The sequence below is a fragment of the Photorhabdus hainanensis genome (assembly GCF_018448965.1).
Lineage (GTDB): Bacteria > Pseudomonadota > Gammaproteobacteria > Enterobacterales > Enterobacteriaceae > Photorhabdus > Photorhabdus akhurstii.
In genome coordinates this window covers 67,310-85,904 of sequence record NZ_RCWD01000026.1, presented here as the reverse complement: position 1 = coordinate 85,904, position 18,595 = coordinate 67,310, and the positions used below count along the sequence as shown (strand labels likewise).

The following is an 18,595-nucleotide window of genomic DNA, read 5'->3' as shown; positions in this document are numbered from 1 at the left end:
TGAAATAAACTCATGAATAGAAATGCCTTTTTGGAATTGAATCTGATTTTTAGCCATTTTCATTTACCTCCACACAGACTTATTTTAAGTATACGCCTATGGGAGCTGAATTTAAGTGATAATCAGGTTTAATTATACATACTGGTTTTATTGACATGTTTTTATTTACTATAATCAAAAATTAGTTTATGAGCAATTATTGCAATAATACCGATAATAATGCGAATTAGATAATTCAAGTTTTTCTTCTATGTTAATGCAGGAAATCCGCTTAAATCTGTTCATTAGATGAGTTTGACAAAAATATCGTTGTTGAATAATTCCTGTCTGGTTAGGGTGCGTTACGTATTCAGTACAATAAAGCTTACCTAATTAGCTTACAACGCGGGTTTATGCAGGTATTTTGCGCCGATGTTTAATATTTACAAGCGGATCAGAAAATAGAACTTGTTTTAAACACGTCTTAGACGCCATATAATAACTTCTTATTTTCCATACAAATTCAGCTAACAGGATTATTTTATGAGTACTAAAGTTATACCTATCCCATCATTTGGTCGTGATATGGCTCTCAATGAGTCAACTGTTCTGATTGATCAGGAGCACATCAATACGCTAATAGAAAAGATCGATATTTCGCAACCTGCGGCGGTGATCAGCTATGGCGCTCAACCTATGGGAGGGATTGCCCGTTTTGCTGATACGTTATTGGAGAATGTAAAAACCAAGGAAGCTGATGAAGTAGGCCAAAAACTCTCGGATTTGGTCATGTTTATTCGTGAACATGATGCGCTGTCCCCAGAAGAGAAAAGCAGTCGCTTTCTGAGAAAATTACCGTTGATCGGCGGGATTTTTAAGAAAGCTGAACGCACTATGATTGATCAAAAGACGCTAACACAACAGGTCGATACCATCGCCACTCATCTGGATAGCGCAATGCTTAACTTGCTGCGTGATATCACGGTGTTAGATCAACTCTACGATCGCAATCTGGGTTTCTATAAAGAGATATCGCTCTATGTTGAAGCGGGCAAACAGAAGTTGCAACAGATTAAAACGGTGGAGTTGCCCTCATTACAGAGAAAGGCTGAAACGTCTCAAGATATGATGGATGCGCAGAGTGTTAAAGATCTGCTGGAAAATATTAATCGCTTTGAACGCCGTCTTCACGACCTGGAACTGTCAAAAACCATTGCTATACAGACAGCTCCGCAGATCCGGATTGTACAAAATAATAACCAGCAACTGGCGGAAAAGATCCAGAGTAGCATCCTTTCTACATTGCCAATCTGGAAAAGTCAGATGGTACTCAATCTGTCACTGAAAGCTCAGAGTAGAGCGGCTAAATTGCAAAAAGAGGTGGCCGATACGACCAACGAATTATTACGCAAAAATGCTGAAATCCTGCAACAGAGCAGCATTGCAACGGCTACTGAAGTGGAACGCTCTATCGTTGACATTGAAACCTTGCGTGATGTGCAGAGCCGTTTAGTCAATACGATTGAGGATACCATGCGCATTGCGTCAGAAGCGCGTATTAAGCGGACTGAGATTGAGAAAGAACTCTCCTCAATGGAAGGTAATTTACGCCAGCGTTTAACTGCGGCGGCTAATGCACAATATTAGTCATCTTATCAGGTGCTTTCCTGACAGTAATAGATATTAAGAAGAGTAAAATACCCTATGCCTACACCTCAATCATCGTCTGACCGTGATGCGGCACAGCAGCAGGAACAGGAAGCCATGTCCCTGTTTGGTAGCATCAAGCGGTCTCTGTCACGTGTACTGTTTCATATCAAAGTCTTTATCCTCGCTTTTATACTGGCTTGTATTGTCCTGTATACTCCTTGGTCTTTTTTGGCCTTGCCTGCGGGTAATGGTCATATTTCCACCATAGTGGTGTTATCAGTCTATATCGGATTGTTGGCTCTCTATCCGTCACGTCCATATAGGCCGGCGACTTTGGCCGGTTGGCTAGTGGTGGTGTTGAGTCCGCTGGCGGGGCTGTGGGCCGTTGCCCTGTTGTTTGGCGGGTTAGCGGCTTTGTTCATCACGATTATCAGACAACGTAAACTAGAGATAAGCAAGTTCCCGTTATTACTGATAATAGCGAGTACTATTGCCGCGTTGTTTAAAATTGATGCCCATGCGATTCCTGTTTGGTTTGGTGTCGCATTTTTTGTTGTCGTGCTGGTAACGGTGTTGATTGAGTCTTGGAATAATTTTCGACGGCAGAAAGCGCTGCGACAGCAACAACAGATGGTTGCTCGTCAACAGGCAGAGGAGCAGCGTCGGCAAGATGAGACACAGGCAGAGTTTGCTGAATATTATGAGCAATTGGCTCAGATCAAGCGTTATAAGTCTGGTATGGAGTATGAGATGCAGGAACTGGTTAGCCTGATTGAGGGGAAAACGCAGGCGATTATTGGCTGTATGCAGGCTGATGCCAGGGATGTCACTCCCGGTAAGTTATTTCTCAACCGTTATTTACCAATGATTGTCAAGGCATTGGAACGTTGTGTTTTGTTAGAGGAGCAAAATGCTGATAGCGCCCAATTCGAAGAGGTGAGATCTCTGACTTACCAAGGGATACAAGAAATGAGTGTGGTATTTAGCGAAATGCACCAGCGTCTATTAGACAATGATATCGACGATCTATTGGTCGATCTAAAAGTAATGAATCAGTTGATCCGTTCCCAAGGGTTTGGCGCTAAGCATGATTAAAAAGGCTGAAAAAATTGATGGGAATTATTGCATGAGCTTGTAAATAGATTTTGCCGTTGTCTGTTTTTGATATGTTCAATAACCTTATGACATATGAAGTTATGAACGAATAACCGTTGCAGGCATTGGCTACTAAGTTGGCTAAAAGTCTTGAAAAAAACCGAAAAGCTTTAGCCAGCTTTTATGCTTTACATAGCCGGCAAATTCAGATCATGCTTAATTGCTGTTGTTTATCAGTATTGGCCCTGAGTAAAACATTTCTTTAACCCGATATGTATTTAGACACCGAAATACCTATAAGAAAAGTAGGTGTAATTCAGTAGTTTATTCCTAAATTATACAAAAATTTTAATTATTTAAGCCAAAGTAGTGGCGTTTTTTAACTATTATTTGTAGTTATTCTTCAGGACTATTGAAGTGTTAAAACGGGTTTGTTATTTTATTGTTGCTCAAAAGTTATGGGCATAACAATGAACTTACTCAAATGAACTTATTCAATTGGAGGGTATCATGCAAGAAGACAACAACGCAGCAATGGAAAGCAACGATGTAGCTGCTAATCAAGTAGAGGCTAATGTTGAAGACCTCGGCTTAGAAGTTGTGGAGGACATCCCCCAGATTTCAATGGCTCGACCTGTTCGACATATTCGTCGAAGGTAATATGATGTCTGACGTGATTCAATACAATGCCTTGATCTCAGAATCGTCTATGCAGCGATTGGAACCGCTTTATGAGCACATTTGTACTCATGAATCCTCCAGCGCTGTTTATGAATATGATCCGGTCAAGGCTCCGCGCAAAATGGCCCCTCTTCTATTGAAGAGGGTTTTTGAACCGGCGATTTTTAATGATGCTTTATTTTTTGATCTATTCGCTAGCATGTCTACAGAGGTTGAACGAGCTATAGGTGGCTTGTTCCGGGTATATATCAATGGCATGTTGAGTCCTCAGTACGAGAATGAGGTTTTGTTTAATCAGCCCAATATGGGAGAAACGTTCAAGGACTATGTATCTAGGGCCACTGGTGGGCACAAGTTTGGTATTATTGTTAATGGTGCTGAGCAATGGTCCGATCAACTAGCTCGGATGGGAGCTCGTATTTTTGCGCCGGTCGTAGAAGCTCAAGGCGCTTGGTGCAGTACAGTTGAGGTGACATTGTTCATTGGAAACTATGGTTATACCCCTTTTGGCATTCACATTGATGATCCTTATTCCTCCGTCGTTCATTTCCATGCTGGTCCCACGGTCAAGGAGATGACACTCTTTAGTCAAGAAGAGTTTCATCTTCTGAATGGTGAACGAAAGAATTGTTTCCAGCCAGAGCGCTTGGTGCCACATGGCAAGACTTTTGTCATCGAAGCGGGTGATGTCTTTTTGCTGCCACCACATTGGTTCCATATTGGCAATACAGATGGTTTCTCAATTGGTGTTGCATTTGCAGTATCAAAATATCCGGATGCCAAGGTGACTGAGAAAATTCTTCAACATGCTATTACCGAAGAGCGCCTCCAAGGTTCTATCGATGAAGTCGTCAAGCGGGCCGAAAAGAGTGAGTATTCTCAGGCAGAATGGTTAAGGCGAATACATGCTGAGAGCATGGCAAGAGCTTTAAGCCGTCGGCATCTGCGCTATTCCTTTGTCCGTTTTCAAGACGATGTGATGACTCCAGATACCCGTTTGATTCGCGATCCGGATTTTCCACTAACCACTATCGAGGTGGAGGAAGATTTGTTGGTTTTTGTCCGAGGGAACCGCATTCGCCTTGCTCGAAATGAAGTCTGTGTCAGATTGATGAAAGTCATTCCTGATACACCATTCAGTGTGCGCGAGCTGTATGAGAAGCTTGACGGAAGAGTATCGTTGGATGCATTGCTTGTCACCGTGGGGCAGTTGCGCAGGCTAGGAGGATTGCAGCTTGCCGCGTAGAACCTTGATGAAAAGGCGTTGATAGGTTCATCTTCGCCATCCACATTTTGTGCAATGAGTGAGATGATATTTTATGGATATTGATCAAAACTGGGCACTACAACTCTTGGAAACTTCAGAAGGATTGAAGTCGCCCGCACATCTGAAAGCAATCATGCCTGGTTACGCTCAGGTTCTGGAAGTAGTGAGTCAGATGTTCACTCGTTTCTCTCAGATCGAACAACCTCGTGTACGCTCTTGGGTTGGAGGAGGACAGCGCTACACTATTACAGATGCCTTGATATCTTTGGCATCGCAAACTGATCTGACACTGAATCAGCGTTTGGCTAAGGCCAATGAAAGTGATGAGTTTTGTGTCACGTTCAACGGCTTGAGTGCTTGGAGTCCCTTCTTTGCCGAGCAGATGCAAAAAAACATGCTGACGCCGTTGTTTGAGGCCATAGGATCTGCCCCCAACTGTGGTGTTGATTTCTATGCGTTTTTTGGCAACTACGGCTACACGCCGTTTGGTGTGCATGATGATATAGACCAGTCCTTGCTTTGGCACTTGGGGCCAGCGAGTAAAATCGCGTTTGTGTGGCCTCGGGATAAGTACATTGAACTGAGTGGGGGAATGCTATCTACAACGGACTATGAAGCACTTCTACCCCATGCTCTGCGGTATGAGCTGCAACCTGGCGATCTCTTGTTCATTCCGATGGGGGATTTTCATATTCTCGAAACGCGGCAGTTCTCAGCAACATTAGGGCTCACTCTGTTTCCGGATAATGTGCAGCTTGAGAGTGCGGAAGGTTTACGTTTATTTGCGCCGGATGCCAAGTCGTTTGCGGCAGTGGCGGAACAACCTATCTCTTTGCGGGAACTGGCTCAGCTTAGGCGTTTGGCCGTGCGTAGCAATGGTTTCATCATAACGCCGCCCGAGTTGAGTACAGTGATGGCTGCTCCCGTGGATGAGGCAGAGTTGCGTCGCGGCACTTTGCGTATTCACCCATGTTGCCCTTTGCTGTGCATGAGTCTCGGCAACCGACAGGCGTTGCTGGTTAGGCGTAGAGTAATCTGGGGGCGCCCTAATGAGCTCTTTGCAACCTTGTGTGAACTGTTGAATTCTGGCGAACGGGTACCCTATGAGGTACTGGAGCGAAGTGTAACTGGAAAGGTCAATTCTGCGGCTGTGGCTGAACTCGTCAGGACGATAGTTCGCTTGGGCGGCTTGCTAATTGAGCCCCTATGAGGATCCTAATGCAATCCATTTTTCAATCGGCCTGGCGGCATAGCATTGCTCGCTTGGCCTCTTTAAATATTGCCAAGCCAAAGGCGATCCCGCTTGAACAGTCAAGTAACCGTACATATCAGTATATTCGTGCCGCGATCCTGGCTTGTGCGCCGATAAGTACTATTATCATGATTGTCGCTACCGTGCTAGGTACTGTATGTAATGTTGGTCAATCTTATGTGCTGGGTGGGTTGACTGAGCTAGCCTTGCAAGGTCAGCAGGAACAAGTGTTGATGATGCTTGCCATTATTATCTCACTTTGGGTGTCTGCGCCACTGTTGCAAGCTGTTCACAGCTTGGCCCTTTTGTATTCAAGCCAAAACCTGCGTATTGGTGTGACAGACCATCTTACTACCCGGCTAATGCATGCTAAGCCGATGAATCTGGCGGAAAACTCTGTCGGCAATCTTGTTGAACGTGTTGAGTTAGCTTCTAATAGCCTGGAAAACGTTGTGGGTTTGGTGGCGGAGACAGTGGTCAAGTTATTTTCTGTGGCAATTCTCACCACATTGGTATTGGTCAGTGTATCTGGACCTATGGCAATGGCTGCTGGGATATGGATGCTGACGGCCTTATTGCTTTCCAGTTATTTAGCCTATACCGGTATGAATATTGTTGAGGATGCCAGCGATGCTCATGCCAAAGTGATCTCAGATCTGGCGGAGATAGTGACTAACGTACCTTTGATCAGGAGCTTTGTTGCTTATCGCTCGGAGCGACACAGTTTCAGTCAGGCATTGAGACAAGATCTTTACGCCTGTCGGCAGGTACGTAGCTACTGGGTATTTGTGTTGCTGATTGAAAGTACTTACAAATGGTTATTTGGAATAGCTATCTTGCTCTATATTGGTCTACAATATGGGCAAGGTCAACTGACACTGCCCCAGCTAATCACGACCTGTTCCCTTATCATTTCGCTATCCTGGCACTTCGAGTCCGTTGCATTTCATTTTGTCGATATTTTTGACTCTTTGGGGGTGCTACGGTCCAGCTTACGAGAGTTATCCTCAATTCCAGTGGATATCGAGTCAAACGAGTCTCCACCAATATTACCGGTACCAGGACAAATCGTGTTATCCAACGTATGCAGCAGTTATGGTGCAACACCTGTACTTCGTGATATTAGCCTGCGTATCGAACCAGGTACCAAAGTGGGCATTGTGGGACCATCTGGATCAGGAAAGTCTACTCTGTTAGCTGTGCTGCGTGGTGACATGGTACCGGATTCCGGAACAGTGGAACTGCATGGATTGCCTTTAGTTAAGTTTTCGATGAGCAGCTTGCATCGAGTGTCGAGTGAAGCTTTGCAATCTGCCTTGATGTTCAACCGTTCTGTACGGGAAAACGTAACCTATGGATCTTCTGTCAGTAACTCTGAAGAGGTCTCTCATGCGTTGACAATGGCGCAAGCTATGATGTTGGTGGAAGGGTTGCCTCAGGGGCTGGATACTCTGGTTGGAGAGCGTGGTGCGTCAATTTCCACTGGTGAACGGCAGCGTTTGAGTGTTGCTCGCGCTTTGCTTAAGAAATCCCCATTACTTATTTTTGATGAAGCAACGTCCTCGGTAGATACAATTTCCGAAACTCGTATCCTCAATTATTTGCTCGATAAAATGCCAGAACGCACGGTGGTAGTTGTAACCCACCGTGTTGCGACATTGAGTCGCTTTGATCTGATTGTGGTCATGGAACAAGGGCAGATTATCGATATGGGGACGCCGAGTGAATTGGAGGCACGCAATGGCCTTTTTCAGCGTTTACTGCATCGTGAAGACCAATCTGTGCCGGAACTAACATCAATGGGCCCTAAAAATGAGTGAAATGATGTTGATGTCACCTATTTTGCTAACGGGAGTCACTTTGGACTGGGTTGCTCACCGGCGCTGGAGCTGGGAATTCTTCGCAGGGATGAAGGAGCAGAAGCTGGCACTGAGTAATGCAAATGGAGAGTTCGAGGTTGAAGTTCCTGTATGTGAATATATTCAGGCTTTGAAAAGCGGTGAAGGACGGTTGGCTAACTTGTATGCTTCTGGATGGAGATTCTTTGAGCATAATCCAGATATGTTGAAGGACTTCAATGAGGCTATACCCGCTGTGGGTGATTTGCTGCAAAGTATTCCAGAGAAGCTATTCAAGCCTCTTCTATGGATATTCATTGGTGCCGATTGTTCAGGTACGGCTCTCCATTACGATGTATTGGAAACTCATGCGTGGCTGGCCGTGATTGAGGGCAGGAAACGGTTAGCCTTACATGCGCCGGCTTGTTGGGACCATGAGTATGAGCAACAGAGAGCCCAAGCTTTACAAGTGCTTGAAACCCGTTGCGACCAGGGAGAGTGGCGCTACCTAGAGGTCAACAAAGGCGATTTATTATACATTCCTGCAACTTGGTGGCATGAAGTAGTGAATGAAGGGCCAACTATTAGCTTGACTAGGAATTTTGTATCGCCAGAAATTGCTTGTAAAGTAGCCAATTGTGCGCGAGCCCTAGAGTTTCACCAATTGCTCCCTTGGTTGGAAGGAGGGATGACCTCATGAAGGATCGACCAAACCTTAGATACCGTATTCACCCTGGGCTGCGCTACGATCCTATTGAATCTGGGCGTATAGAGATCAGTATTCCCTCGGGAACTAAGCGACTGCGGGTGTCCAGCAAAATAGGATCATTATTGGAACAGATAAAGTCAGAGGCGGTTCTGGCTGGGGCAATGATAGCCCAGCGTTTGGGGCCCTCTGTATTTGAGGCTATGGTGAAGTACCATTTTCTATTTCCGGAAGAGGCGAGTACTGCCTTGGAAGGTGGGCTTTGTATACCGGCACCGGAACCGGCGGGACAGTCAATTAGCGTCTTTGATCTTGATGAACTCCAGTCCGATGATGCCGTGCTATTGCATGCTCCTATTTTGACGACAACCGGAGGAGAGATATCGGTTGCAGGTGGGGGTCAGCACGTACGTTCTCAGTTGGTACAGTGCTTGAGACATCCTCTGGGTACAGCGGGAAAAGGGGTTTTACTGGACCTTGATTTCGGTACTCGGTTGGAGCCAGAACATCTGCGTTTATTCGATCTCGGTGATGTCGTATACCGTCCTAGTATGGATAGTGCAACCGATGTTGGTGAACGGCTTACCTATGTGTGCCGTAATATTGTGGAACGGGATGCATGTCCAATTATTTTGGGGGGTGATCATGCTCAGGCTTTCTATAGCATAAGGGCTTTAGGTGAACGTTATCCACGTCTGGGGGTGTTGCAGTTTGACGCACACCCTGATTTGTATGCTATGGGAGCTCCCTGCGATTCGCAGCTTAACCATGCTAATGTCATGCACTGGGTTCGTCGAATGTCGCATGTTGTATCAATTTGGCAGGTTGGTATACGAGATTATTTTTATCAACCGACTGAGAACCTCCAGTTAGAAGTAGATCCTAAGCTCTATATGCTTTCGGCTTTTGAAGCAGAAACAGCGGGCTATGAGCGCCTATTCAGGAATATGGATCGCTCTTTACCTTGGTTCATCAGTTTTGACGTCGATGTGCTGTTTGGTACAGAGGTACCGCAGACAGCAACACCTGTACTGGGGGGGCTGAATTTTTATCCTTTGTTGGCTTGCTTTGAACGGCTGTTAAGCGAGTTCCGTATTGTTGGTATGGAGTTTGTCGAAATCGGTGATGCTTCGCAAGGTGCCCACGGGGCAGCCGCAGTGGCTGCTCGGTTGCTTAGTCGCTATCTCTTCCATTTGAGTAAGGCGATGGTAGCCGACCACTGTATCTATTCACCTTTTCATCAAAGTGAAAAATAATACATCAGTTTGTTTGGACGATTGATGGAAAAAAACCACGATAGGATGGTTTTATGGGCTTAAATTACATCTGATAGTCAATCATCAAGGCGAAATCGTGGCAGACAAAATCACTGCAGCCAATGTGGCTGGTCGCAAGCCTGTTCGTGAATGAGCAGAAGACCTAATGGATTCTCTTTACGGAGATAAAAGGGTATATCAGCCAATCCCTTATGAACGAGCTAATGAAGCGTGAAGTCACTTTCATCACTTCAATGCGTAAGAAGATGAAAACCTCAATATTTGTGGTGTGGGATGAGATGATGTTATCAAAGTGTTTTATAGACGCTGAGATAGACAAACATGATGAAGAATCACCACATTGCCCGCGTTATCGGGGATGCGGGCTGGCATAGTTTCATCATGAAACTGAAATACAAAGCCGCGGCGGCGGGCGTCCACTTGGTCAAACTGGATCAGTGGTTCGCCAGCTCGAAAACCTGCCATTGCTGCGGTCACAAAGTGCCGGAAATGCCGCTGCGTAAGCGGATCTGGCAATGCCCTTTCTGTCGTGTCGAACATGACTGCGATATCAATGCGGCGATCAACATCCAGAGCAAGGGCACAACAGAATTACAAGTGGCGGGACTCGTCGTTTCTGTCCACGGAGGTCAGCGTCAATCCGTCATATCGATGGTGGCGGCCGAGAAGTGGGAAGACTTGCCGTTTACGGCAGGGAGCGGTCACTTGTGTGATTGTGATATCAGACATTTGTTACATTCTCAGAGGAACTGTTCCGCCAATAAGAGTACCGCGATGATAATCATTACAGCGCCGGATACCCGGCTGACAATATGCGCGGCCTGTGGGCGGGTTTTTAGGATTGCCCGGGAACCGTATCCGACTATCAGATAAATTACACCACAACTTAAAATGTGAAGCAGGCCCAATGCCATAATTTGTACCGGGATCGGCCAGCTGGCTGTCGGATCGGTGAACTGCGGCAACAGTGCCAGGAATAGCAAGGAGACTTTCGGGTTCAGGCCACTGACACAAAGTCCCTTTATCGCCCATTGGGACCTGGAACCTACCTCCCGCTCATCGCTTGTTGTTGGTGCGGAAGGATGACGGATCATGTTAATGCCGAGCCACAGTAGGTAACCCGCTCCGGCTACTGTTAATACTGTCAGAGCGATTGGCGTACCAGCAACTAGTGCTCCCACACCGGCTGCCACAACAATTGTCGCAATGAGGTGCCCGCATAGTAGTCCTGTGACCGCAGGAATTACTACACGGCCGTGCATACCAGCAGAGATGGCGTAAGCCCAGTCTGCCCCTGGAGTGATGATAAGCAGAATGGAGACAACCCAGAATGCAGCAAACAGACTTAACTCCATAGTTTTATTCCCCAATCGGATTGCAGGGTTACAGCTTCTACAGTCACAAGTTGTAGTGTCTTCCAGTCTGAAAGATTCCTGCAACATGAGTAAATACGCATATTATTTCCACCTTATTATTCTCATTTCCGAATTACCATTTTGATGAAAAATATGAGTACATCCGGACTGTTTATATCAGTGGAAAGAATATCCTTCTATCGTTAAAATGTGCTTCCAACTTTGGTTATTTTGATGCGGATAAAAGAGAGATTCTTTCAAATGGATAAGATTGATCGCAAGATTCTTGCTGAACTACAGGCGGACGGTCGTCTTTCCGTGACCGACCTTGCTGAACGGGTAGGACTTAGCCTTTCACCATGTCATCGCCGGGTACGGTCACTGGAACAATCGGGGATTATCAGGGGCTATCGTGCCCACCTTGATCCCGCTAGCCTTGGTTTTAACTTTTCCGCGATTGTGTTCGTAACCTTGCGTGAAGGGGACAGGTTGGCAATCAGGTCATTTGAAGATGCCGTTACGGAAATACCGCAGATTATTTTGGCGCAAAGGCTTTTCGGTGATCCTGACTATCTCATGCACGTCGTTACTCATGATCTGCCCGCTTTTCAGAAGCTCTATGACGAACGGTTGTCTAGCATGCCCGGCGTTCAGCGCCTAATATCTACCCTCGTCATGAAAACCGTTATCCAAGATCGCCCTCTTCCGTTGACATAGGCATTTAAAGGTTATCAACGAAAGAAACGTACCAGATTTGTTCGGACGATTAATGGAAGAAGACTTAAGCTAGATTAATTTGATAAACCTCCGTATAAATATTCGATAACTGACAGGGAGGTTTATAATATTTTTAAAACTTTTTTGTGACGAAATATTCTTTTTTTATATTTTGAGTGTTGATTAGGAGGAAATACATAATTGCTTATCAGAGAGATATATCTGGCTCTCTTATATTCCTCTTGCTGTGTTTAGACATAGGCGTTATATCGCTATTTTTCAGGAAGCACTCTAAATAACCGCACCAAAATAGTAGAGCATTTAAGAGAATTACCTTCCTATTTAACTGTTTTGATCTACCGTAAAATGCAAAAACTTACCTAGAAAAACCTGATATCAATAATAGAGATATCAGGTAGAGCATTAGGGTTGGTATGAAAGTCGCAACTCGTACTTATTCAACGGGAAAACTCGTTTGGGATTCTGGTTTTAAAGGTAAGAAAATAAAACGTATGACTGCAAAATTTGAACGATTACAACAGCTCGCCCGACACGTCGATTTTTCGGCTCTTATTCCCCCTTTGCTGGCGCTTCCTGCCGATAAGGCGCTTGCCATCACCGAGGTTTTTCCACATGCTGATGTTGCTTTGCTACGCACCATCTACAGCAAACATATTACGGAGCATCACGATTGGATAAAACAAGTAGAGGAAGTATGTGGCCCGCCTCCTTGGATTGTTCGTAGCGCAGGTTTGGAAGATGGTGCGGTTTTCGTTAATGCAGGTGGCTATGCGAGTGTGATTTGCCGTCGTACAGCAGATTTTGCCGACACTGTTGCTGAGGTTACTTTCAGTGGATTTGCATCTCAAGCTATCGCACAACAACGGCTAATCAATCCTGATTATCAACCACAGCCAATCACCTGTTTCGTTCAACGGTTGATTGAAGGTACTCTACCCAGAGTGGAACCTTTACAGGCTCCCTATCTGACAGCCGATGTATGTCATAGTTTGTACAAAATTATCAGGCAGTTGCATCAACATTTTTCTGAAAGTGCGTTGGATACTGAGTGGGTATTGGAAACAGATCATGGTCTGGTATCGGCCACCGGACTGACCTTAGACGCTTCTGACGGCGTTCGGGGAGAACTGGCGTTTGGTTTTGGCTTTGCAGCAGCACAATCACCCGGATCAAGGGTAAACTCAGTAGCCTATCATTGGCCGACATTAACCGCTCCCTTGTGGTATGGCACACAATTACGTCAGGTACATGTAGATAAACTTTGGTTAGTGCAGGTGCGCCCGGCACCCGGTTACACGCTTGAACGCCGTGTTCAACGGTTAACCGCCGAAGTACGAACCGAGCTGGCGCGTTGTATGCGAGCAGTACCGGTGACAGCACTACTGCCTCCTTCGGCTCCTTCTTCAGGCAGCTTCCTTTGTGCATCGACATTGGATGATGCCTGGTCTCGTTACCTGAGTCTTCCCTCATCTGTACAAGCGGCGCTTACCGCTGTTTTCGTTGAATCTGGAGTGGCTAGTGAACACGCCGGTATCATGTTCCGCCAACAAAATTTGCCGGTTTTTCTTACCCAACTAACGGATATACCCGCTGTTCCTTGGGTAGTCATTGATAGCATGGGGGAATTGGCCTACTTTAGTGCACAAAAGCCGCTTATCGAACTGAAAACGGAAACAGTCGAATCGGTTAATTTACCTGCCTCAGTACAACGTGTGTTTGACGACAGTGAATCCCTGTCAATAACCGAGCTTACATCTCAACATGTTACCGATATTCTGCAAAATGCGTTAACTGGCTTACCGATGTTAGCGGAAAAGAGCTATACCACACTTAAACAGCGCACGATTTTCCCAACCGACACTTGGTTGCAAAATGGTAATGCTGTCCGAAGCCCCAGTTTAACAGGTTGGCTCCTTGCACAGGCAGGAGAGGGAGCGACTGAGTTTTTACCTTCTGATTGGCCGACAACGGATGCAACGGCAGATTATCTCTGTGCTTTCATCGTTAAAAGCAATCCGCAATCTGCGTTACCGCGCTTATGCAAAGCTATTCCAACACTTGCAGGCAGGCTCATCCGGCTCAATGATCTGCGCTTAATTATGCAGGTCATTAAAACCGAGGCATGGATTGAAAAATTGCCGGCCATCCAACTGGCGTCATTAGTCGATGCTGCGATAGCTGCACCATATAACGACGCACGCATGTTGCTAGAATGTGTACTCTATGTACTCGCAGATACAGAAATTCTGCCCATTTACGAGGATACTGAGCGACTAAATATTGTACATGCGCTGGTCAGTGCAACAGAATCCACGCTTTCTCCGGCCTCTCTATTAGAGATAATACATCACGGCCAACTAGCGCCGACCATGCTCGCTAGCTTGGTGTGTGCCCCAAAAGCGTTTGCTGCCTATCTTGCGTTTTTGACTCCGCTGAAATGCTTTAAGGCTGCCGGTGCATTAGCTGGAGCTAGAGAAGCAGCCGATTTACTGCAAGCCGCCGCCAGCCTAATGGAGACGCTACATCAAGCAAACTTACCGGCATTGCAGGGCCTTTGTCGCATTGATCTGGTGGATACTTATGATCAGGTGCTTAAAGCTGTATTAACCGATGTGGTTGATCGACGTGATCCCATCACACATCAGCGTTACTTGGATCTTCTGGATGGTTGGATCGCATTTGCCCAACTGTCGGCGCTTTCTGCCACGGAAAAGGCCGCATTACGCTCTTTCTTAAGATGGATAGATCGTGCTCGTTATCAATCCATGCCAGATAATTTTTTGCTTGAGTTGAAAGAAAACGTTGCGGAATGTTTGGGCGACGACTTCTTACGCTGGCAAGTTTTGATACCTATTGCCGACAATATGGCGCCTGATCAACTGCCTATAGAAAATGCTCATCAACTACACAATCTCTTGCATCAATGGATGCTGGCTCGTTTCCGAACTGGAGTTGGTTCTGAACTACCTGCATCCTTACGCAAACTGATAAATATCGCGGATGGCTTTGGTGATGCACGCTCTTGTCTGTTGAGGTTAGCACGGAACATTCTGGAGATTTCACTACCGTTTGTGGTACATAAAGCCAGTTTCCTCTTCAATGAGAAAGAATTGATTGTTGAATTTGCCGAACTGCCAAATGCGTCAGAAGAGAATATTGGCCGTTTACATGTATTCGAAGCGTTGGCATTGCGCATTGTCGAATGGCAACCTATATGGCGAGTATCACTGAATCGAGTCTGTCAGTTAGGCACTTGGACACTCTTCTTGCGTATGCAGCGTGCTGATGGCGCACGTTGGCAAGCCGAGGATCTCCATCAATTGGCGCTCTGGTTACGGGTACTGTTCGATACAGCTTATGACTTCTCGTATGTTGCTAACGATGAAGTTTCACATGTGTATGAAATGGTTGGTCATTCTCCCTGGCATGAGTTGTTTCGCGCTTATGCCGCTTACCGAGAAGTGGTTGATTTTTCTATCCAACGTATCACCGTCTATTCATTGCCTTTTGCCACAACGCTAGCGGCACTTTGCTTGAACCAGTTTGTACGTGATGAGGTAACTGGAGCTTACATTGCTGGTTTTGAAGGCGCTTGGAAAGCTTTTGATTGTATGGTTGAAAAACTGGAGAGAACAGATGCTGACCAAAACCAATGGGAGATCTTGCATACCACAGCAGGGCAACTGGGATTGCTGCTTTCAGCGATGTGGCCGCAACAGACACTGATGCGGATGGTACAAGTGCCGCTATCACCTATTGCCGCTGAGCGAATAGGCGTCAGTTTGTTGCATTGTCGTGATCTGACTCTCACATTGCAACAGCTAATTGCAGAGCCAGAAAATGCGGCTTTGCGTGATTTGGTGTTACACCATGTGCCTGAAATTGCTGTGAATGTAAACTCTGCCGCTACAATCGCAGATGAAGTTGCAGTCTGGCAAAGAAAGTTTAAGCGCTGTAAGGAATACCTACTTGCCCATCATGCCGATTTACTCTCTGACAGCCAATGCCAACAATTGGTCAAACAGCTTGGGCTGGTGCCTTATGGCATAACTGAGGAAATTGAAACCTATATTCAACGTGCTCTGACTTACACCGCAGCAGAGGTGAAAGGTCGTTTTAAACTAGCGGAAGTTGATCCTATTGCTATTATTCGAGCCATAGAGACGAAGGCTTGAGTACGATTGTTCAAGGAGAAATTATGTCACTATCAGAGAATTACATTCGGCGATTGATTATCAAAGTTGCCTGCGACACCACAGGTGATAGCGCGGAAGAATTAATTGAGCGTGGACGACTGGAGATCCCTGCCCGTGATGCGATTGAATTTGTGGTACGACTGGAAGCGTTATTCGATTGTACTTTGGGATGGTTGCGATATGAGCCTTTATCAATAGAGATCGATGAATTTTCGGCAATCGTGAGTGATGCCCTTAACGCGCGTGCATCTACTGTATCAACCTTATCTCATCCCCAAGAAGACCTTGTTTAAAATTTTGTACAGTTGTTATTTCATGGGCGGCGAATTTTCAGGCCGCCTGTTTAGCACTTTGCGGATAAGCGCTGCTATCTTTGTTTATCTTTTACACTCATCCTCATCCTTACCCTCTGAATCATAAGCGATTTTATCGCCATCTCTCACTATGGATATGACGCCTTGGGCGTTATCTCATGTCTCCCCGAGGTACCAGTCAAGCCTGTGCATATAACCCATAGATAGTTTTCGTAACGTTAGCGTCACGGCTTTCATGTCATCCCGTACACCAAAGTTTACTTTTTAGTAATATTATTAGAATGATTAATTATTTGAATGATCAATATTTATTGAGTATGATTATTATCAGTTTTTCTAAAGTGTTTTATTAAATTTATAAGGATTAGCTAATCTGATATAAAAATCTAAATAAATTGATAATGCTTTTTTGTATATAAAAAATTTACTTTAGTGCGAGAGTTTGCTGTGCTTTATTGTTAATGGAAATTTATGTATAAGCATTGTTGCTCTGTCTTTCTGTAAAACAGGAGCAAAGTACATCCTGTCAATGTCGCATGGCTGACTTCCTTCTCATGAAATACTGTTTAGGATAAATACTATGTTTGAAAGCTTTATGAACGAAGTGCCGAAAGTACACGTTAATATTAAACGGAGCTTCCATACTGGTAGTGCACAGAAAAAAGTTGAGTGGCCGCTAAGATTGCTATTCTTGGGCGATTCTAGTTATGGGCGGACAACTCATATCCTGTCTGCTAATGGCGGTAAAGAAAATATCACTCTGACTTTCCGCGATCTGAAATCCAATCTGCTAGACAACACCACGTTCTGTAAAGAACAAGAAACCATTCTAAAAGTGCCGACGCTGAGCGATGACTTGCGTAAGGCGGTGAAGGCCAATCTGTTACATACAACATTAAAGACCCGACCAAAGATAAACATAACTATCTGAAACAGGTTGAGTTGCCCTACGAAAAAATCACTTAAATTGACTTCATTCCGATTTTTTGAACGTGTTGCGTTACGGCGCGATTCGGCAGAAGAAGGATTAACTGTCCGCTGTGTTTTGCCGAGCGTCTGCGGGAGCGGGTGCTTGGCAAAGCATCCCATAAAATAGCAACCATACCTTATGCGCATCGGTCACGGCGAGGGGCGGTAGCGTACTAAGCCTGTCATCAGCTATAAGAAAATAAAACGTATGGAACACTTTCGCTGCTGGAGAGGGAAGACAACGATACATTCATCAGTTTAAAAATTACATTGCCAAGATATTCAAGAGCTGAAAGGCAAATTGAAAATCCCTTCAACTATTAGCTTAATTTCAATTATTAGCTCAATTGCAATCATCAAAGTTGTACGTATTTCAAGTACGTCAGTTTCTAGTCTGTTGTTACAATTTTAAAAAGGAGATTTGCTTTGAAAATATCGATTGTTGGTGCAGGTGTTATGGGGTTAGACACCGCGATGGTGTGCGCCGCTTTTGGTCACGATGTCGTCATTTTAGATATTGATCCAACAGTACTTGAGAATATTCCTTCCCGGATAAAAAAGGAGTTTAGGCTCTATCAAATGCTTGAACCTTCACTGAAATCCGTGAATAGCAATGAGCTGATTGAACGAGTAAAAGTGGTCAGTGATTATCAAGAAATTGAAGGGAGTGATTGGGTCATTGAAAATGTGAAAGAAGATCTGGCCGCGAAACAAAATGTATATGAACGGCTGTCTTCTATCATTAATGAGAAGACCTACATCGCTGCAAATACTAGCTGTATTTCAATTACTAAGATTGGCTCATGTTTACCTTACCCGGAGCAAGTTATTGGCCTGCATTTCATGAATCCCGTCGCGCTTAAGAAATGTGTAGAAGTGATTAAAGGTTTCCATACCAGCGATAAAACGCTAGAGGCTTCCCAAGCCTTGCTGCAAAGTATTAATAAGAGTGCGGTGGTAGTGGAAGATTACCCCGGCTTCGTTTCAAACCGATTATCTCACCTGTTTATGAATGAAGCTGCTTTTTTGGTGCAGGATGGCGTCGCGGCTCCAAAGGATATAGACAAGATTTTTAAAGATGGATATGGCCATGCGATGGGGCCTTTGGAAACCGCCGATCTGATTGGGCTGGATACCGTGGTGAATTCATTACGTGTCCTTTATGACAGCTATCAAGATCCAAAATATCGATGCTGTCCACTGCTTAAGAAAATGGTCGATGCCGGGCATTTGGGTAAAAAAAGTGGTATGGGTTTCTTTAAATACAAATAATTAGGA

The 18,595-nt window shown here is 45.1% G+C and carries 14 protein-coding genes and 2 pseudogenes; 15 read left to right on the top strand and 1 reads right to left on the bottom strand.

All coding sequences use genetic code 11. The features are described 5' to 3' along the window. Positions 1-522: 522 nt before the first annotated feature. The 10 genes and pseudogenes from EAE92_RS16065 to EAE92_RS16015 form a co-directional block, all read left to right on the top strand. Entirely contained in the window at positions 523-1,626 is a 1,104-nt protein-coding gene (locus tag EAE92_RS16065) for a toxic anion resistance protein (protein ID WP_214068807.1), read from the top strand. Between the two features lie 57 nt (positions 1,627-1,683). Continuing rightward, positions 1,684-2,724, top strand: a complete 1,041-nt coding sequence (locus tag EAE92_RS16060) for a 5-bromo-4-chloroindolyl phosphate hydrolysis family protein (RefSeq protein WP_214068806.1) — start codon at positions 1,684-1,686, stop codon at positions 2,722-2,724. 510 nt (positions 2,725-3,234) lie between these two features. Continuing rightward, complete coding sequence (locus tag EAE92_RS16055; RefSeq protein WP_214068805.1) at positions 3,235-3,384, top strand: hypothetical protein; 150 nt, start codon at positions 3,235-3,237, stop codon at positions 3,382-3,384. 4 nt (positions 3,385-3,388) lie between these two features. Next, a complete protein-coding gene (locus EAE92_RS16050; RefSeq protein ID WP_214068804.1) occupies positions 3,389-4,651 on the top strand; it encodes a cupin domain-containing protein in 1,263 nt (420 codons plus the stop codon). A 613-nt stretch (positions 4,652-5,264) separates the two neighbouring features. Continuing rightward, positions 5,265-5,882, top strand: a complete 618-nt coding sequence (locus tag EAE92_RS16045) for a hypothetical protein (RefSeq protein WP_214068803.1) — start codon at positions 5,265-5,267, stop codon at positions 5,880-5,882. Between the two features lie 8 nt (positions 5,883-5,890). Further along, on the top strand, positions 5,891-7,744 hold the full coding sequence (locus EAE92_RS16040) for an ABC transporter ATP-binding protein (protein ID WP_214068802.1): 1,854 nt from the start codon (positions 5,891-5,893) through the stop codon (positions 7,742-7,744). Further along, positions 7,737-8,462 (top strand): cupin-like domain-containing protein, encoded by a 726-nt coding sequence (locus EAE92_RS16035; RefSeq protein ID WP_214068801.1) that lies wholly within the window; start codon positions 7,737-7,739, stop codon positions 8,460-8,462. Before EAE92_RS16040 ends, EAE92_RS16035 begins: the two co-directional genes overlap by 8 nt. Then, entirely contained in the window at positions 8,459-9,724 is a 1,266-nt protein-coding gene (locus tag EAE92_RS16030) for an arginase family protein (RefSeq protein WP_214068800.1), read from the top strand. The genes EAE92_RS16035 and EAE92_RS16030 overlap by 4 nt, the downstream gene beginning before the upstream one ends. A 31-nt stretch (positions 9,725-9,755) precedes the next feature. Then, a pseudogene (locus EAE92_RS24695) lies at positions 9,756-10,047 on the top strand (transposase); the annotation flags it as partial. Between the two features lie 16 nt (positions 10,048-10,063). After that, positions 10,064-10,408, top strand: a pseudogene (locus tag EAE92_RS16015) (RNA-guided endonuclease InsQ/TnpB family protein); the annotation flags it as partial. Between the two features lie 77 nt (positions 10,409-10,485). On the opposite strand, the gene EAE92_RS16010 reads toward EAE92_RS16015, so the two are convergent. Beyond that, complete coding sequence (locus tag EAE92_RS16010) at positions 10,486-11,100, bottom strand: LysE family translocator (RefSeq protein ID WP_214068798.1); 615 nt, start codon at positions 11,098-11,100, stop codon at positions 10,486-10,488. 261 nt (positions 11,101-11,361) lie between these two features. Here EAE92_RS16010 and EAE92_RS16005 point away from each other — a divergent pair, with 261 nt between their 5' ends. The 5 genes from EAE92_RS16005 (at position 11,362) to EAE92_RS15985 (ending at position 18,589) form a co-directional block, all read left to right on the top strand. Continuing rightward, positions 11,362-11,817: an Lrp/AsnC family transcriptional regulator gene (locus EAE92_RS16005; RefSeq protein ID WP_036809758.1), complete on the top strand. Its 456-nt coding sequence runs from the start codon at positions 11,362-11,364 to the stop codon at positions 11,815-11,817. Positions 11,818-12,251: 434 nt separating this feature from the next. After that, positions 12,252-16,013 carry a hypothetical protein gene (locus EAE92_RS16000; RefSeq protein ID WP_214068797.1) on the top strand — a complete coding sequence of 1,254 codons (3,762 nt, stop codon included), beginning with the start codon at positions 12,252-12,254 and terminating at the stop codon, positions 16,011-16,013. Positions 16,014-16,036: 23 nt separating this feature from the next. After that, entirely contained in the window at positions 16,037-16,327 is a 291-nt protein-coding gene (locus EAE92_RS15995; protein ID WP_105398034.1) for a DUF6137 domain-containing protein, read from the top strand. Positions 16,328-16,928: 601 nt separating this feature from the next. Next, entirely contained in the window at positions 16,929-17,279 is a 351-nt protein-coding gene (locus tag EAE92_RS15990; protein ID WP_214068796.1) for a type VI secretion system contractile sheath small subunit, read from the top strand. A gap of 464 nt (positions 17,280-17,743) precedes the next feature. After that, entirely contained in the window at positions 17,744-18,589 is an 846-nt protein-coding gene (locus EAE92_RS15985; RefSeq protein ID WP_036809488.1) for a 3-hydroxyacyl-CoA dehydrogenase family protein, read from the top strand. Positions 18,590-18,595 lie beyond the last annotated feature (6 nt).

Bases quoted from the DNA above. Each gene is read 5' to 3' on its own strand.
- EAE92_RS15990 (WP_214068796.1), top strand. From the start codon at position 16,929: ATGTTTGAAAGCTTTATGAACGAAGTGCCGAAAGTACACGTTAATATT.
- EAE92_RS16040 (WP_214068802.1), top strand. From the start codon at position 5,891: ATGCAATCCATTTTTCAATCGGCCTGGCGGCATAGCATTGCTCGCTTG.
- EAE92_RS16060 (WP_214068806.1), top strand. From the start codon at position 1,684: ATGCCTACACCTCAATCATCGTCTGACCGTGATGCGGCACAGCAGCAG.
- EAE92_RS16010 (WP_214068798.1), bottom strand. From the start codon at position 11,100: ATGGAGTTAAGTCTGTTTGCTGCATTCTGGGTTGTCTCCATTCTGCTT.
- EAE92_RS16050 (WP_214068804.1), top strand. From the start codon at position 3,389: ATGTCTGACGTGATTCAATACAATGCCTTGATCTCAGAATCGTCTATG.
- EAE92_RS16030 (WP_214068800.1), top strand. From the start codon at position 8,459: ATGAAGGATCGACCAAACCTTAGATACCGTATTCACCCTGGGCTGCGC.
- EAE92_RS16065 (WP_214068807.1), top strand. From the start codon at position 523: ATGAGTACTAAAGTTATACCTATCCCATCATTTGGTCGTGATATGGCT.
- EAE92_RS15995 (WP_105398034.1), top strand. From the start codon at position 16,037: ATGTCACTATCAGAGAATTACATTCGGCGATTGATTATCAAAGTTGCC.
- EAE92_RS16055 (WP_214068805.1), top strand. From the start codon at position 3,235: ATGCAAGAAGACAACAACGCAGCAATGGAAAGCAACGATGTAGCTGCT.
- EAE92_RS16005 (WP_036809758.1), top strand. From the start codon at position 11,362: ATGGATAAGATTGATCGCAAGATTCTTGCTGAACTACAGGCGGACGGT.
- EAE92_RS16045 (WP_214068803.1), top strand. From the start codon at position 5,265: ATGCTATCTACAACGGACTATGAAGCACTTCTACCCCATGCTCTGCGG.
- EAE92_RS16035 (WP_214068801.1), top strand. From the start codon at position 7,737: ATGAGTGAAATGATGTTGATGTCACCTATTTTGCTAACGGGAGTCACT.
- EAE92_RS16000 (WP_214068797.1), top strand. From the start codon at position 12,252: ATGAAAGTCGCAACTCGTACTTATTCAACGGGAAAACTCGTTTGGGAT.